The 15,190-nt window shown below is 57.7% G+C and carries 15 protein-coding genes; 11 read left to right on the plus strand and 4 right to left on the minus strand.

The annotated features are described in order from the left end of the window. The first annotated feature begins 15 nt into the window (after positions 1–15). From GTO89_RS01065 to GTO89_RS01090, 6 genes are all read left to right on the plus strand, one after another. The gene (locus GTO89_RS01065) at positions 16–1,197 is read left to right on the plus strand and encodes an ABC transporter substrate-binding protein (RefSeq protein ID WP_161260200.1); all 1,182 of its coding nucleotides are present in this window, start codon (positions 16–18) and stop codon (positions 1,195–1,197) included. Between the two features lie 414 nt (positions 1,198–1,611). After that, the gene (locus GTO89_RS01070; protein ID WP_328793838.1) at positions 1,612–2,805 is read left to right on the plus strand and encodes an ABC transporter substrate-binding protein; all 1,194 of its coding nucleotides are present in this window, start codon (positions 1,612–1,614) and stop codon (positions 2,803–2,805) included. A gap of 66 nt (positions 2,806–2,871) precedes the next feature. Then, the gene (locus tag GTO89_RS01075) at positions 2,872–3,753 is read left to right on the plus strand and encodes a branched-chain amino acid ABC transporter permease (RefSeq protein ID WP_161260202.1); all 882 of its coding nucleotides are present in this window, start codon (positions 2,872–2,874) and stop codon (positions 3,751–3,753) included. 9 nt (positions 3,754–3,762) lie between these two features. Further along, entirely contained in the window at positions 3,763–4,746 is a 984-nt protein-coding gene (locus tag GTO89_RS01080; RefSeq protein ID WP_407929481.1) for a branched-chain amino acid ABC transporter permease, read from the plus strand. Further along, positions 4,727–5,506, plus strand: coding sequence for an ABC transporter ATP-binding protein (locus GTO89_RS01085; protein WP_161260204.1), 780 nt, complete (start codon positions 4,727–4,729; stop codon positions 5,504–5,506). The genes GTO89_RS01080 and GTO89_RS01085 overlap by 20 nt, the downstream gene beginning before the upstream one ends. Further along, on the plus strand, positions 5,493–6,197 hold the full coding sequence (locus tag GTO89_RS01090; protein ID WP_161260205.1) for an ABC transporter ATP-binding protein: 705 nt from the start codon (positions 5,493–5,495) through the stop codon (positions 6,195–6,197). The genes GTO89_RS01085 and GTO89_RS01090 overlap by 14 nt, the downstream gene beginning before the upstream one ends. Positions 6,198–6,280: 83 nt before the next feature. Here the strand turns inward: GTO89_RS01090 and GTO89_RS01095 are convergent, their stop codons facing one another. Beyond that, entirely contained in the window at positions 6,281–6,532 is a 252-nt protein-coding gene (locus GTO89_RS01095; RefSeq protein ID WP_161260206.1) for a hypothetical protein, read from the minus strand. 283 nt (positions 6,533–6,815) lie between these two features. Here GTO89_RS01095 and GTO89_RS01100 point away from each other — a divergent pair, with 283 nt between their 5' ends. After that, a complete protein-coding gene (locus GTO89_RS01100; RefSeq protein ID WP_161260207.1) occupies positions 6,816–7,004 on the plus strand; it encodes a hypothetical protein in 189 nt (62 codons plus the stop codon). A 14-nt stretch (positions 7,005–7,018) separates the two neighbouring features. Here GTO89_RS01100 and GTO89_RS17245 read toward each other — a convergent pair whose 3' ends face one another. Next, positions 7,019–7,579 carry a methyl-accepting chemotaxis protein gene (locus GTO89_RS17245; RefSeq protein ID WP_328793839.1) on the minus strand — a complete coding sequence of 187 codons (561 nt, stop codon included), beginning with the start codon at positions 7,577–7,579 and terminating at the stop codon, positions 7,019–7,021. A gap of 510 nt (positions 7,580–8,089) precedes the next feature. Further along, positions 8,090–10,075, minus strand: a complete 1,986-nt coding sequence (locus GTO89_RS17740) for a methyl-accepting chemotaxis protein (protein ID WP_328793840.1) — start codon at positions 10,073–10,075, stop codon at positions 8,090–8,092. 171 nt (positions 10,076–10,246) lie between these two features. On the opposite strand from GTO89_RS17740, the gene GTO89_RS01115 reads away from it, so the two are divergent. The 4 genes from GTO89_RS01115 (at position 10,247) to GTO89_RS01130 (ending at position 14,995) form a co-directional block, all read left to right on the plus strand. Continuing rightward, positions 10,247–10,711, plus strand: a complete 465-nt coding sequence (locus GTO89_RS01115; RefSeq protein ID WP_161260209.1) for a rod-binding protein — start codon at positions 10,247–10,249, stop codon at positions 10,709–10,711. 96 nt (positions 10,712–10,807) lie between these two features. After that, a complete protein-coding gene (locus GTO89_RS01120) occupies positions 10,808–13,327 on the plus strand; it encodes a Lon protease family protein (protein ID WP_161260210.1) in 2,520 nt (839 codons plus the stop codon). Positions 13,328–13,521: 194 nt separating this feature from the next. Beyond that, positions 13,522–14,769, plus strand: coding sequence for a glycosyltransferase family 39 protein (locus GTO89_RS01125; RefSeq protein ID WP_161260211.1), 1,248 nt, complete (start codon positions 13,522–13,524; stop codon positions 14,767–14,769). Positions 14,770–14,830: 61 nt separating this feature from the next. After that, the gene (locus tag GTO89_RS01130) at positions 14,831–14,995 is read left to right on the plus strand and encodes a hypothetical protein (protein ID WP_161260212.1); all 165 of its coding nucleotides are present in this window, start codon (positions 14,831–14,833) and stop codon (positions 14,993–14,995) included. Positions 14,996–15,039: 44 nt separating this feature from the next. Here the strand turns inward: GTO89_RS01130 and GTO89_RS01135 are convergent, their stop codons facing one another. Next, the gene (locus tag GTO89_RS01135) at positions 15,040–15,177 is read right to left on the minus strand and encodes a hypothetical protein (protein WP_161260213.1); all 138 of its coding nucleotides are present in this window, start codon (positions 15,175–15,177) and stop codon (positions 15,040–15,042) included. Positions 15,178–15,190: the final 13 nt, after the last annotated feature.

The following is a 15,190-nucleotide window of genomic DNA, read 5'->3' on the forward strand; positions in this document are numbered from 1 at the left end:
TGAAGGAGGAGAAAAATGGGTAAAAGCAAATGGCTGAAAGGCCTGGGCGTCGTGCTCAGCCTGGCCTTGCTGGCCGGTTGCTCGGGGCAGTCCAAATCGGCCCAAGCGCCGGGAGCGTCGGACGAGATTCTGATCGGGGCGAACTTCGAGTTATCGGGGGACGTTGCTACATACGGGACCTCGTCATACAACGCCGCCATGCTCTATTTCGATGAGGTCAACGCCAAGGGCGGCATCAATGGCAAGAAGATCAAGGTTATCAAGTATGACAACAAGTCGGACAAAGCCGAATCGCTGAGCGTCGTCACCCGCCTGGTGACCCAGGACAAGGTGTCCGCCGTCATCGGCCCCGTCACCTCCGGCAACACCCTGAGCGTCGTCACCTTTGCTGACGACAAGAAGGTGCCCGTGATCACACCGACGGCGACCAACCCCGATGTCACCGTCGATCCGAAAACCAACAAGGTCCATGATTACGTCTTCCGGACCTGCTTCCTGGATTCCTTCCAGGGTAAGGCGGCAGCCGAATTCTCCCTGAAAAAAGGCGCCAAAAACGCTGTTGTCCTCGTCAGCCAAGCCGATGAATACTCCAAAGGCCTCGGCAAGTTCTTCAAAGAGACCTTCACCGCCGGCGGCGGAACGATTCTTTCCGAAGAGGCTTTCGACAAGAACGACAACGACTACCTGGCCATCCTGACCAAGGTGAAAGGCAAAAACCCCGACGTGATCTACCTGCCGGCCTACTATGAAGCCGTCGGCAAGATCGTCAAGCAGGCTCGCGGCCTCGGCATCACGGCCACCTTTGTCGGCAGCGACGGCTGGGATTCGCCGAAACTGGCTGAAGTGGCTGGCAAGGAAAACCTGAACAACTGCTTCTTCACCAACCACTACACCCCCGAAGATCCCGATCCGGCGGTCCAATCCTTCGTAAAAGCCTTCAAAGAAAAATACGGCCAAGTGCCTGACGCCCTCGCCGCCCTGTCCTACGACGGCGCCCGCCTGATCGTCGACGCCATCCAACGCGCCGGCAGCGCGGAACCGCAGAAGATCAAAGAAGCCCTGGCGTCCACGAAGGACTTCGCGGCCATCACCGGCAAGTTTACCCTCAACGAAAACCATGACCCTGTGAAAGACATCGTTATCGTCGAACTGAAAGACGGCGTCCAAACGGTCAATTCCAAGCTGAAAGCCCAGTAAACCCTGATTCGCCAGAGCCCCCGGGGAGAAGGGAATCCCCGGAAGCGATTCGTCTCTTCCGGGGCCTTTTTCGCAATTGACAGGGAAATGTACGCAGAAGTACAATTGTCATAGGTATAATGGTCAGCCGAGGTTTCATCGATGAGACCGGTCAGGCGAAAGAGGATTTCCTGAACACCCTACGACGGGGTCGGACAATGACGTTCGCCGTCCCAATGACGACGGAAGTTTGCGCCGACCTTGTTTTTATGTCCAGCGATTGTTATCTTCATCACCCTAAGGGAGTCTTTCGCCGATGCGGACCTACGCCGGAGATGAGGAGGTGACGGGAGAGACATACCGGTGAGCGGTTCCTGAGGACATATTTTTCCGGACATATGCTTGCGTAGGAAAATGAAAGGGGAGGTCACGTTCGTGCAGTGGAAAAAAAGTTTAGTGGCGGCTGTGTCCCTCGTTGTAACAGCCAGCCTGCTGACCGCCTGTTCCGGCGGAGGGAGCAAAGAAACGGCCGCCAATGCGCCGGCCGCCAATGAGTTTGTAATCGGCGGCAACTTCGAACTGTCCGGTGGACAAGCCACCTTCGGCAAAGCCGCCGTCAATGGCGCGAAGATGGTCTTTGACAAGGTGAATGCCGAAGGCGGCATCAACGGCAAAAAGATCAAATTCGTCGCACTGGACAACAAGTCCGAGGCCACTGAATCGACGAACGTGGCGACCAAGCTGATCAACTCGGAAAAGGCTGTCGCCATCCTGGGCTGCACCACCTCTGGCGACACCCTCGGCATGGTCCAACTGGCCATGGATAAGAAAGTCCCCGTTCTCTCCACGTCGGCCACCAACCCGAAGGTGACGGTCGACGAAAACTCGAAGAAGACGAACGACTTCATCTTCCGGGCCTGCTTCATCGACCCCTTCCAGGGAACGGTCATGGCCAACTTCACCTTGAACAACCTGAAGTTGAAGACGGCTGCCGTGCTGACCGACAACCAAGCGCCCTACTCCAAGGGCCTGGCTCAGTTCTTTAAGGAATCCCTCGTCAAAGGCGGCGGCGAAATCGTTGCCGACGAAGGCTATGTGACGGGCGACCAGGACTTCAAAGCGACGCTGACGAAGATCCGCGGCAAGAACCCCGACGTCATCTATGTCCCCGGCTACTATGAAGAAGTGGGTAAAATCGTCAAACAAGCCCGTGAACTGGGCATGAACATGCCGATCATGGGCGGCGACGGATGGGATTCGCCGAAACTGACCGAAATCGCCACCGCGGCGGCGCTGAACAACACCTTCTTCTCGAACCACTACTCTTCCGAAGACACCGATCCCCTGGTTGTCGACTTCGTCAAGAAGTACAAAGAACTGTACGGCGAAGTGCCTGACTCGATGGCTGTTCTCGGCTATGACGGCGCTCTGATCATGGTGGACGCGCTGAAGCGCGCCGGCGAACCGAACCCCGTCAAGATCAAAGAGGCCCTGGTATCCACCAAGGACCTGCAAACGGTCACCGGCAAGATCAGCTATGACGAGCAGCACAACCCGATCAAAGCGGCCGCCATCATCGAGATGAAAGACGGCAAGCAGACCTTCAAGGACAAAGTGGCTCCGAAGTAACCGCTCTATTCATAGGAAGGGGGGACCGATCCCCCCTTCCATTCTGACAAAGGAGGGGCTGACAACGTGGAAGTATTTATTCAGCAGTTAATCAACGGCCTCTCCCTGGGAAGCATTTATGCTCTCATTGCGCTAGGATACACGATGGTGTATGGCATCATCCGACTGATCAACTTCGCCCACGGTGATGTGTACATGGTCGGAGCGTATGTAGGGTTTTTTGCGACGACCCAGGGATGGGGATTCCTTCCGTCGCTCATCATTTCGATGGTTGTTTGCGCGATCCTGGGGGTCGTCATCGAACGCTTGGCCTATAAACCCCTGCGCAGCGCGCCGAAAATCGCTGTTCTGATCACCGCCATCGGCGTCTCCTTCTTCCTGGAAAACGGAGGCGTATTGGCCGTTGGCGCGAAAATCCGCACGTTCCCTAACGTCTTTCAAGAGGTGCAGTATCACTTCTTCAATGGCACCGTCGTCATCACCAACCGGCAGATCGTCATCATGGTGGTCACGGTGCTGCTGATGCTGCTGCTCCAGTACATCGTCCACTACACTAAAACGGGCAAAGCGATGCGGGCCGTTTCCCATGACACCCAAGCGGCCATGCTGATGGGCATTAACGTCGACAACACCATCTCCGCCACCTTTGCCATCGGGTCTTCGCTGGCCGCGGCAGCGGGCGTACTGGTGGGGATTTACTATAACGCCATCAACCCCTACATGGGCATCATGCCCGGCTTGAAAGCCTTTGTGGCCGCTGTCGTCGGCGGCATCGGCGTCATTCCCGGCGCCTTTGTGGGCGGTCTCTCCCTCGGCGTTATTGAAGCCCTTGTCAGCGGATACGGCCAGTCGCTCTATCGCGACGCTGTGGCCTTTGCCCTGTTGATCATCATCCTCATCGTCAAACCGTCGGGGCTGTTCGGCAGCAACGTGCGGGAGAAAGTGTAGGTGACCGGCGTGAAAAAACTCGTAAGCGTCCCCAACCTGCTGGTCGCCGCCGTGTTGCTCCTCTTTTACGGGCTGATCCGCTTCGGCTTGGAAGAGGGTTTCGTTGACGACTACTATAAACTGAACCTTTTCCTGATCTGCATCAACATCATCCTGGCCACCTCGTTGAACATCATCAACGGCATGACAGGCCAGTTCTCCATCGGCCACGCCGGATTCATGGCCATGGGCGCCTACGGTTCGGCCATCATGACGATGAAGCTCGGCTATCCCTTTCCCGTCGGGATTCTCGTGGGCGCTCTGGCGGCAGCCCTCGCCGGCATCCTCGTCGGCATGCCGACGCTCCGCCTGAAGGGCGACTACCTGGCCATCGCCACCCTCGGTTTCGGAGAAATCATCCGCGTCATCATCCTGAATATCGAGTATGTGGGCGGCGCCGCCGGATTGAACGGCATCTCCCAGTACACCACCTGGGACTGGCTTTTTTTCCTCACCGTGGCAACGGTTCTGATCATCAAGAACTTCATGACCTCCACCCATGGCCGGGCCTGCATCGCCATTCGCGAGAATGAGATCGCCGCCGAGACGATGGGCATCGACATCACCCGCTACAAGGTCATCGCCTTCACCATGGGCGCCTTTTTCGCCGGCATCGCCGGTTCGTTGCACGCCCACTATTTTTACACCATCCAGCCGACCACCTTCGGCTTCATGAAGTCCTTCGACATCCTCGTCTTCGTTGTTCTTGGCGGCCTCGGCTCCCTGACCGGCTCGGTCATCTCCGCCATCGGCCTGACCATCCTGTCCGCCTTTTTGCAGGAGTATGCCGAACTGCGCATGGTCATCTACTCGCTGCTGCTCGTCGTCGTCATGCTCGTTCGTCCCCAGGGCCTGATGGGCACAGCCGAATTCAGCTTCGCCGGCATGCGCCGCCTTTATGAGCGGCTGACCGGCAAAGGAAGGGGGGCCGGCAATGATACTGCTGTCGGTTAATCACCTGAGCAAAACCTTCGGCGGTTTGAAAGCCGTCTCCGACGTCAACATGGAGCTGAAGATCGGCGAACTGGTCGGCCTCATCGGTCCGAACGGCGCTGGTAAGACGACGCTCTTCAACCTGCTCACCGGCGTCTACAAACCGACGGAAGGCGACATCGCCCTGCGCCGGGAGACGATCGTCGGCTTGAAACCCTTCCAGATCAATCAGAAGGGGATCGCCCGGACTTTCCAGAACATCCGCCTCTTCTCCAACCTGTCCGTCCTGGACAACGTCAAAATCGCCTATCACCAGCACCGCAGCTACAACATGTTAAGCGCCGTCCTGCGCTTGCCTTCCTATTTTCAGGGGGAAGCGGAGATGGACAAGAAGGCCGAGGATCTGCTGGAGATCTTCAAGCTGGGCCACAAAAAGCACGAACTGGCGAAAAACCTCCCCTACGGTGAACAGCGCCGTCTCGAGATCGCCCGCGCCCTGGCTGCTCAGCCGCAACTGCTGCTCCTCGACGAGCCTGCCGCCGGCATGAACCCCCAGGAGACGGCCGAACTGATGGAGATGATCCGCTGGGTACGCGAGGCCTTTGACCTGACGATCCTGCTCATTGAGCACGATATGTCTCTGGTCATGGGCATCTGCGAACGCATCTACGTCCTCGACTACGGCCAAATCATCGCCGAGGGCACACCGGAACAGATCAAGTCGAACCCGAAAGTCATCGAAGCATATCTCGGAGAGGATGTGTCCCATGCTCACGGTTAAAGACCTGCACGTATACTACGGGGCCATCCACGCCCTCAAAGGCATCTCCCTGGAGGTTGAGCAGGGCGAGATCGTCACCCTCATCGGCGCCAATGGCGCCGGCAAGACGACAACCCTGCACAGCCTATCGGGCCTGCTGAAGCCCAAGTCGGGCGAGATCCTCTTTCAGGGTCAGGACATCGCCGGCAAGGCCGCCCAGAAGATCGTTGCCATGGGCATGTCCCAGGTCCCGGAAGGCCGGCGCATCTTCGCCAACATGTCCGTCCTGGAGAACCTGGAGCTGGGCGCCTTCCTCCGCAAGGACAAGGACGGCATCAAAGAAGACATGGAAAAGATCTTCACGCGCTTCCCGCGTTTGAAAGAGCGGACAAGCCAGCTCGCCGGAACCCTCTCGGGTGGTGAGCAGCAGATGCTGGCCATGGGCCGCGCCCTCATGTCCCGGCCCAAACTGTTGCTCCTCGACGAACCCTCCATGGGCTTGGCGCCGCTCCTCGTCCAGGAGATCTTCGCCATCATCAAGGAGATCAACAAGACCGGCACGACGATCCTGCTGGTTGAGCAGAACGCCCACATGGCTCTCTCCATCGCCCACAAGGCCTATGTCATCGAGACCGGCAAGATCGTTCTCTCCGGTCCGGCGAAGGAACTGGCGGAGAGTGAAGAGGTGAAGAAAGCCTATTTGGGCGGCTAATCAATATCTAGATCCATCATGTACACGAAAAAGCTCTTGGTCGACTTGTTTTCGACCAAGAGCTTTTCTTTTTTAATTCATCCCTATAAGCGAAGGTACCTCGGAATCCACGCTTCAAACTTATTCTTAGCGCTGCAGTTCGGGCAGGCGCACACGATCTCTGCCATCGCGTGGCTCTCATCGGCAACGCGGTGGGTGGAACCGATATAGACCACATCGAGCGGGACTGTGTGCGGCAGGGCCTCGTTGTGGACCGTTCCTTTGACACTGAGTTCAAAGCGCTCCCGGCAGGCCCGGCATGTCAAGATGACCGGCTTTTGTTTGGAAATAATCATGGAACAGCACCTCCGTCTAAAATCACTGTGTCACTGGAAGCGGATAACGCCTGTTGGCGTGTGACCCAAAAACAATAGGAAAAAAGAAAGTGAACAGGAGGGAAATAAAAAAGACCTTTCGATTGTGCTGCATAGGGCAGACCATCGAAAAGGTCTCATCGACGAGACGAAAATAAATTGTTCGTGATTCAACATGGAAATGGTTGTGTTGGAATCGAACTACTCTTATCATATGAGATTCTTTGACCATCGTCAAGTGGAGATCCCTCAGGGTACTGTCGAATTGAGCAACGGGTTTAAGGGATACATTGTGCAGATCGACGAGAAAGATGCCTACCATCCGAAGGTATTGGTGCTGGAACAAGGCGGTGAAAAAGTGATGAGCCCCTTTATCTATGATCTGAAAGAGAATCAGCACAGCGCCATTGAGCGGATTCTTTCGGGAGGCAAGAAGGGAGATCAACCAACATGAGCGGCTAGGTGGGGCTAGATAATCTCAGCGATGGTCTGCACTTTTTCCGCTGAGGCGGAGAGTTGTTCCATCGACGCCGAGATCTCCTCTGTGGCGGCCGCTTGTCGTTCACCTAGGGCGGCGGTTTCGCCGAGCACCTGGACGACACCGGTGACTTTCTGTTGGATCGTTTTCAAGATGGCGCTGATATCCTTGACGGCTTTGCCGCTGTTTTCGGCCATCTTGCGGATTTCTTCAGCGACGACAGCGAAGCCGCGGCCGTTTTCCCCAGCGCGGGCCGCTTCAATGGCCGCATTCAGGCCGAGCAGGTTGGAGTTGGTGGCCACATCGCTGACAAAGCGCAGGATATCATCGGTCTTCTTTACTTCTGCGATGACCTGGTACCCGGTGTTTTGCAGTTCCGACAGTTTTGTCGCCAACATGCCGGCGGTAGAGGCGACCTCCTGGGAACTGGCGGAGATCTGCTCTGACGTGGAGGCGATCACTTGGGCTGACTCAGACAGCGTTTCCTGGGCCACCAGGCTGGTCGCTGTTGCCATAACGCCAACAAATTGGCCATCTTCGATCACAGGCACGCTGATCGCCTTAATCGAAACACCGTATAATTCCCGGGGCAAGGTTTTATGGACCATTTTTTTTGTGCGAACACATTCTCCGATTGAACCCTGCTCAGGAACCCTCTTTCCTTCGCTGTTGTTCAAAGAAAAAGATTTTGCCTGCACCAAGCGAAGGATAATACCATTGGCATCAGTGACCATGACACAACAATCCAAGGGTGTTAAGGACTGAAACAGTTCGGCGATGGCGCAAAGAGTTTCTAACCTCGACATCGTGCTCCCCCTTTTTTCATCATTAAAATATACAAATTGTTAAAAAATATAATATTACAAGAAGCGACTTATTTTATTATTGTTAGCTAACAAGTGACATTGTTCCTGCATTGATTTTATGGTTTTTGTTCCTTTTTGCTCTTATTAAGATAAAAAAATCCCGGGCCGAATTTGAGCGGCGCCGGGATGAAATCGTCCTGTCGGTTATCGACAGTCAGACCGTATTCATGATCTCTGCGGTGCCGTGCACCTACATCAGCGCTCGACGATGAAGCGCTGCACCAGTTCGCTGAGACCGCGCGCGGTATGGGCCATCATCTCCGTCGAAGCGGCGATTTCTTCCATGGCGGCCGTCTGTTCCTGTGTCGAGAGGGCGATGCGTTGGGAAGTGTCGTTGTTGCTGCGGGCGATGGTGGAGACATGATCGACCGCCTGGAGGACCTGCGTTTCTTCGCCGGCCAGTTCGATGACCGCGGTGGAGATGGACTGCATCTTGCCGGTCACATCGGCGACGGCATGGAGGATCTCATGGAAGGCGTCGCCGGCGCGCCGGACAACGGCGATGCCGGACCGGACGACGTCGGTCTCGCTTTCGATGGCGTCGATGGCGCGGGCGCTCTCCGACTGAACGGATGTGACCAGGCGGGCGATGTCCTGAGCTGCCAGGCGGGACTGTTCGGCCAGTTTTCGCACTTCTTCGGCGACAACGGCGAATCCCTGGCCTTCCTTGCCGGCCCGGGCCGCCTCGATGGCGGCGTTCAACGCCAGCATCTGGGTCTGGGCGGCGATGGCGGTGATCGTCTCGACGATGCGGGAGATCTCTCGCGAACGCTCCCCGAGTTTGTGGATCACATCCGCCGACTGGAGGACCGTATCGTGGATGACCTGCATCTGGCCGGTGGCTTCATCGATGGCGGTTTGCCCCTCTCTGGCGCGCTTTTGGGCCTGGGTGGTCGCTTGAGCCACTTCGATCGCTGTCGTCGAGAGGGCCGACAGTTGGGCCGTCATTTGGCGGACAACGGTGGCGGTGGCCTCCGTTTCTTTTTCTTGACCGGCAGCCCCGGCCGATACCTCTTGGACAGCCCGAGCGATTTGTTCGGAGGCCTCTGCCGTCTGACCGGCGGCCAACTGGAGATTGCCGGCGAGGCGATTGACCTCGCGGGTGCTTTTCATGATCCCGTCGACGAGGGTTTTCACATTGGCGATCATGTAGTTGAAGGCATGAGCCAGGTCGCCCACTTCGTCCTTTTGCCGGATATCGACGGCATGGGTGAAGTCGCCTTCGGCCAGACGCCGGGAGACGAGCACCATGGCATTGAGAGGCCGGATGATGATGACGGCGATGATCAGGACCGTCGTCCCGGCGAGGCCGACGATGGCGACGGCGGCGACCGTCAGCAGCCGCCAGAAGAGTTCTCTGGTGCGGGCGCTGATGAGCAGGTCGGCCCGTTCCTTGCTGATGGATAACCGAAAGCCGCCCCAGTGCCTCCCGTCAAAGTACACAGGATAACTCATATCCCACATGGTCACTGTCTTGCCGTCGATCTTGCGCTCATAGACCGTCTTGAGAGGCTTCTCGCGGTCAAGGTTGGCGACAGCGGCCCCGCCGGCTTTGTCGTTAAAGATCCGGTTGGAGCGGTATTTTTGGCTGAGGATTCCCGTGGCGCCCCAGGCGTCGCGGGACTGGTCGGGCGAGGTGGGGCTGTAAAAGGCGTTGTGGGTGGGGATGAATCCCGTTTTCGCCGGGTCGGGAGAGTACTTTGTCGGCAGGGCGAAGACGATATCAGGGTCGCTGCCCATGAAGGAATCGATGTATCGCTGCCAATACAGGTCGGTATAGGGATCCGCCTTGGACAGGTATTTGTACTCATACTCGCTCATGGGGATGCGGACGCCGTCAAAACGTTCCACCGTTTCCCCCGATTTATACCGTTTGTCGGCCTCCACCTTGCTCTCCGGTATCAGGGTGAGTTCATCATCAAAAAGCATCTGCTTGAGATCATCGCCGCGAACAAGGCGACCGGAAGGGAGTTCGACACCGTTGCGGATATGGCTTTCCACCATGGCTTCCAATCCGGTGGCAGCCGACCGGACCAGCGCTTCCCCTTTGGCGGTAAGGTCGCGCTCCACCCGCGATTGGACGCTCTGGGTCTCCAGCCAGCCATAGACGGCCAGCGTGGCCACCAACCCGATCGTCAGGGTGGTGCAAGTCCAGGCGGTCAGTTTGGTTTGCAGTCTCACCGCTGCGCCACCACCTTTTTCAGAATTTTCGGTATAGTCCTATTTTACTGGATCCCCCAGGGCGGCGCAACAACCGATGGCCGCTTCTTTTAGGGGAGAGGAGAAGTTTTTCTGAAATCGCTAAAGGCGGCGACGCCATTTGCCGATAAAGACGGATAGGAGGGGATCGCATTGACCACGCCGATTCAGCGTTTTTCCGATACAGTCAATCTGCCCAGCGCTGCGAGAGGGTTGTCCGCCGCGGCGGAGTCCCAGGAGGGCGCGCTCTTTCAACGGTTGATGGAGGAACAGTTGCAAAAAAACGCTCCCGCCGGTGGGGAAAAGACAACCCAAGCGGGCTCGTCCACGGGTTCCGGCGCCCAACCTGCCGCCGGGGCTGCCATGACGGAAGCGGAGAAGGAAAAAGAGCGCAAGCGGCTGCGGAATTCCTGCCAGGAGTTTGAGGCCCTCTTCCTTCAGCAGATGCTGAAGGGGATGCGCAGCACGGTCGTCAAATCAGACCTGATCGAAGAAGCGCCTGGCCGTAAGATCTGGGAGAGCATGCTGGACGAGGAGTATGCCAAGCAGATGGCCAAGCGCGAAGAAATCGGGCTGGCCAAGATGCTCTACAAGGAATTGAGTCGCTCCCTGGGATAGGGGGCGGCTTTTTTTGTTTGACGGCAAGCGCAGGAACACCATCGGCCGTTCACGAAATAGATTGGTCATAGGGGAGAGAAGGAGGAATGGCGAATCGTGTCTGCTATAAAAACGCTCTCTGCCGCTCTGTTGCAATCGCGCCGTTTGCCCGTTGACCGGTTGACTGTCCGGTGTGAACCGGAGATGTTTGAGTTTTCCTCCACTCAGGAGATCCCGCCCCTGGAAGAAGGGATCATCGGCCAGCCGCGAGCCGTCAAGGCGATGGAGTTCGGCCTGGGCGCCAAGCATCCTGGTTTTCACATCTACATCTCTGGGCCGATCGGTTCGGGGAAGACCGGTTTTGCCGTCACCAAGGTGAATCAGGTGGCCCAAGGGGGGCGAACCCCTGAGGATATCTGTTATGTCAATCATTTTGACCAGCCCGACCGGCCCATCGTCCTCACCCTCCCGGCGGGGATGGGCAGCGAACTGCGCCGGGATGTGAAGGAACTGGTCGAGGAACTGCATGCCGAGATCCGCAAAGCCCTGGAGGGCGAGACTCATGAAAAGCGCCGGTCGGCCTTCCTTCGGCAGGTGGAGACGCGGCTCACGGCCATGTTCCGGGAGATGGAGGAACTGGCCAAAGAAGAGGGATTTATCCTGCAAAAAGGGCAGTCGGGCATCTTCACGATTCCCATGACCGATGAAGGCAAGGGCATGTCGAAGGATGACTTTGACGCCCTGGAGGAGAAGGAGCGCCAGGAGATCAATGACCGGGAGCACCAGTTGGAAAGCCGGCTCGCCGAGGTGCTGCGCCGTTCCCGGAACATGCAGAAGGAAGCGAACAACCACCTCAAGGAGATTGAGCGTGACACGGCCCACCAGGCGACAAAACACTTGGTGGAGGCCCTGAAAGATAAATACAAGAACCATGGGAAGGTCGTCGAGTTTCTGGCCAACGTGCAGGAGGATGTGCTGGAGAATCTGAGCGACCTCAAAGGGAGCAGTTCCTCGGAAGAGGAGGAGAGCGCGCCGGCGTCGTTGATCCTGCTGGCCCGTGGGCAGAAGGCTTCCCAGCAGACGCGCTACGACGTCAACCTCTTCGTGGAGAACGGCGCCCAGGTGGGCGCGCCGGTTATCGTCGAGGCCAACCCCACCTTTACGAACCTCTTTGGCAAGATCGAATACCGCAGTTCCTTCGGCAGCATGGCCACGGATTTCACCATGATCAAGCCGGGCGCTGTCCACCAAGCGAACGGCGGCTACCTGATCTTGCAGGCCTTGCCGCTGCTCAGTTCGCCGGGCGCTTGGGAAGGGCTGAAACGGGTGCTGCGGACGCGGGAGTTGCGCATCGAAAACCTGGGCGAACAGTTGGGTTTGCCCACGGCGGCCACCTTAAAGCCGGAACCGGTGCCTGTGGATATCAAGGTCATCCTGATCGGCAATCCGCGCATCTACTACCTGCTTTACAATATGGATGAAGATTTTCGCAAGTTTTTCAAGGTCCGCGTGGATTTTGACAGTGTGATGGAACGGAATCGGGAAAACATACGCAAGTATGCCGCCTTTGTCGGGTCTGTTTGTGAGCGGGAAAAACTCCTGCCCTATACGGCCGAGGCGGTCGCCCGCGTCGTCGACTATTCGAGCCGGCTCGTTTCCCACCAGCGGAAGCTCTCCACGTCCTTTCATGACATCAAGGACATGATCGTGGAGGCGGCCATGTGGGCCGAGGGCGAAGGGGGGACGGCGGTGCTGGCGATTCATGTGGACCGGGCGATGGAAGAGAAGAACTATCGCGTCAACCGCATCGAAGAGCGGATCCAGGAGACGATGCAAGAGGGCATGCTGCTCATCGATACGGACGGCGCGGTGGTGGGCCAGGTGAATGGCCTCGCCGTCCTCGACCTGGGCGATTACGCCTTTGGCAAACCGAACCGGATCACGGCCCGGGTCTACCTGGGCCGGGAGGGGGTCATCCACATCGAGCGGGAGATCCGCCTGAGCGGGCAGAGCCACTCGAAGGGTGTCCTGATCCTGTCGTCCTTCTTCGCCTCCCGTTTCGCCCAGGAGCGCCCGCTCTCGCTGTCGGCGGCGCTGACCTTTGAGCAGCTTTATGACGGCATCGACGGTGACAGCGCCTCGTCGGCGGAACTGTACGCCCTTTTATCGGCGCTGTCAGGCCTGCCCATCCGCCAGGACATCGCCGTGACCGGCTCTGTCAATCAGCGGGGCGAGGTGCAGCCCATCGGCGGCGTCAACGAGAAGATCGAGGGTTTTTTCCGGCTCTGCCAGGCGCGGGGACTGACGGGGGCGCAGGGGGTGCTGATCCCGGTCCAGAATGTGCCGAACCTGGTGCTGGAACCGGCGGTCCTTACGGCCGTAGAAAGGGGACAGTTTCACATCTATGCTGTGTCCCACGTCGACGAGGGGATGGAAATCCTCACCGGCGTTCAGGCGGGGACAGCCGACGAAGAAGGAAAGTACCTGCCCGGCACGGTCAATGCCTTAGTGGCGGAAAAGCTGCTTCACATGGAGGAAAAATGGCAGGAATCAGCGAAACAGTCTAGAAAAGCGCGCAAGACCCTGGGCGGAGACACCGGGGAAAAGGGCCTTTCCAAGAAGGGGCAGAAGAGATAAGGAGTCCTTGGCAACAACGCTAAGGCAAAGCAGAAGGACGAATCAGGCTTTAGAGAGAGCACGGAATCGTTTTTAGGGAGGCCGCTTGTGTTCACCGAAGAAAATCGACGTTTCAATATCCCTTTGATCAGCATCCTATTGTTGGCCCTGGTCCTGCGCGTGACCGCGATCGCCTTGCAGGGATCCACCTTTTTTTGAACAGCGACGATCTGGGCTATATCCGGTGCGCCGCCAAATGGCTCGAAACGGGGGTCATGACCTTTGGCTCTGATCGGCCGACGGCCTTTGTGGGGCCTGTTTTTCCCGCTATTCTCGCGCTGATCTTCGCCGTCTTCGGCAGCGATGACACGGGGGTGCAGGCGGTTCGCTATATCCAGGCGCTGCTCGGCGTGCTGTCCGTCTTTCTCACCTACCGCCTTGTCGAACGGTTGACCGAGGGCCGAACAGCCCTGGTGGCGGCCTTTTTGATGGCCATCTACCCGCCGAACATCCTCGTCAACGGGTTGCTCCTGACGGAAACGGTGTACACGGTCTTGCATCTGGGTTATCTCTTCTTGTTGGTGAAATTGAGCCATGAGGAGCAACTCAGCGAAAAGGCCGAGTTGTTCCTCTTCGGTCTTTTGGGGGCCTACACGGCGCTGCTGACGCTGACGCGAGCCACGGCCGCCCTGTTTCCCGCCGTTTTTATGATCTACCTGCTCTGGCGGCGGCGATACGCCTTTCAGAACTGGCTGCGCAACGGCGTGATCGTCCTACTGGTTTTTTCGGTGTCCATGTCGCCTTGGTGGGTTCGCAACTACATCGCCTTCGACCGGTTTATCCCGTTTTCGTCAGGCGCCGGCGAACCGCTCTTGCTTGGCACCTATATTGAGATGGAGGAACTGGTCGACGGTTCGGCGCCAGACTGGCCTGTCGGCGATGATGAGGTGGACGCCCAGGAGAAGTACAAGCAGTTTGCCATTGAGCGTCTAAAGGAAAATGTGCCCAAGGAACCGCTGCGGTACCTGAAGTGGTACACCTGGGGCAAGTTTATGTACATGTGGAGCAACCCCTTCATGTGGAAGCCCATCTGGTGGTCCTTCCGCCACGCCGTCGACTTCATCCATCAATTGCTGATGACACTGGCGCTGGCCGGGATGGGGACGGCGCTCTGGCGCTGGTGGCACCGGCGCGAAGAACTGCGCGCCCGGGGAGGGCTCTGGTTGGACGAGGTTCCGGGCGATCGCTGGGGCGCCGGGGGACGGTTGGTGGGGACGCTGCTCTTGTTGTCGGTGCCGCTCTACTATACGGCGCTCCATAACATCTACTTCGGATTCGCCCGCTACAACATCCCCTTTTTGCCGATCATCTTCTGCTTTTCAGCCTATGCGATCATCGAGGGCGTTGATAAGATGCTCGGCGCGCGCAAGGGCGATTACGGGCGGAGCGGGTTGTTCCGGTAGGTTTCTGGTAAAAAGGTCTCCGAGTGCTGTCTCGGAGACCTTTTTTGGCTTATTCGGTGTGTTGACTCGGCCAAGGGCCGGGGTCGCTCGGTTTGTCAACGGACGGTTGATGGTCGATCAGGAGATCATCGCCCAGATTGTTGGCTTCTTCGGTAATCGCCATGTGGTCCAGGCGGGTGAACCGGGACCGCTGCTCCGTCACCCCGGCAGGGGGATTTTCCGGTAAGCCCCCTGGCGAGTCATCGTGCGACTCCGTGAACGAGTCGTTTTTTACCACGTCTCTGTTTCCGGCTCTTTGCAGGCCGGGCAGTTGTCCAACTTCTTGTTGGGCGTCAGTTCATTGGCTGTTTCCATTTGATGGGCCTTGGTGTTGGCAGCCTGTTGACCGCACTTGTCCTTTGTGTCCAAATTTCGTCACCTC

This window comes from Heliomicrobium gestii (genome assembly GCF_009877435.1).
GTDB lineage: Bacteria > Bacillota > Desulfitobacteriia > Heliobacteriales > Heliobacteriaceae > Heliomicrobium > Heliomicrobium gestii.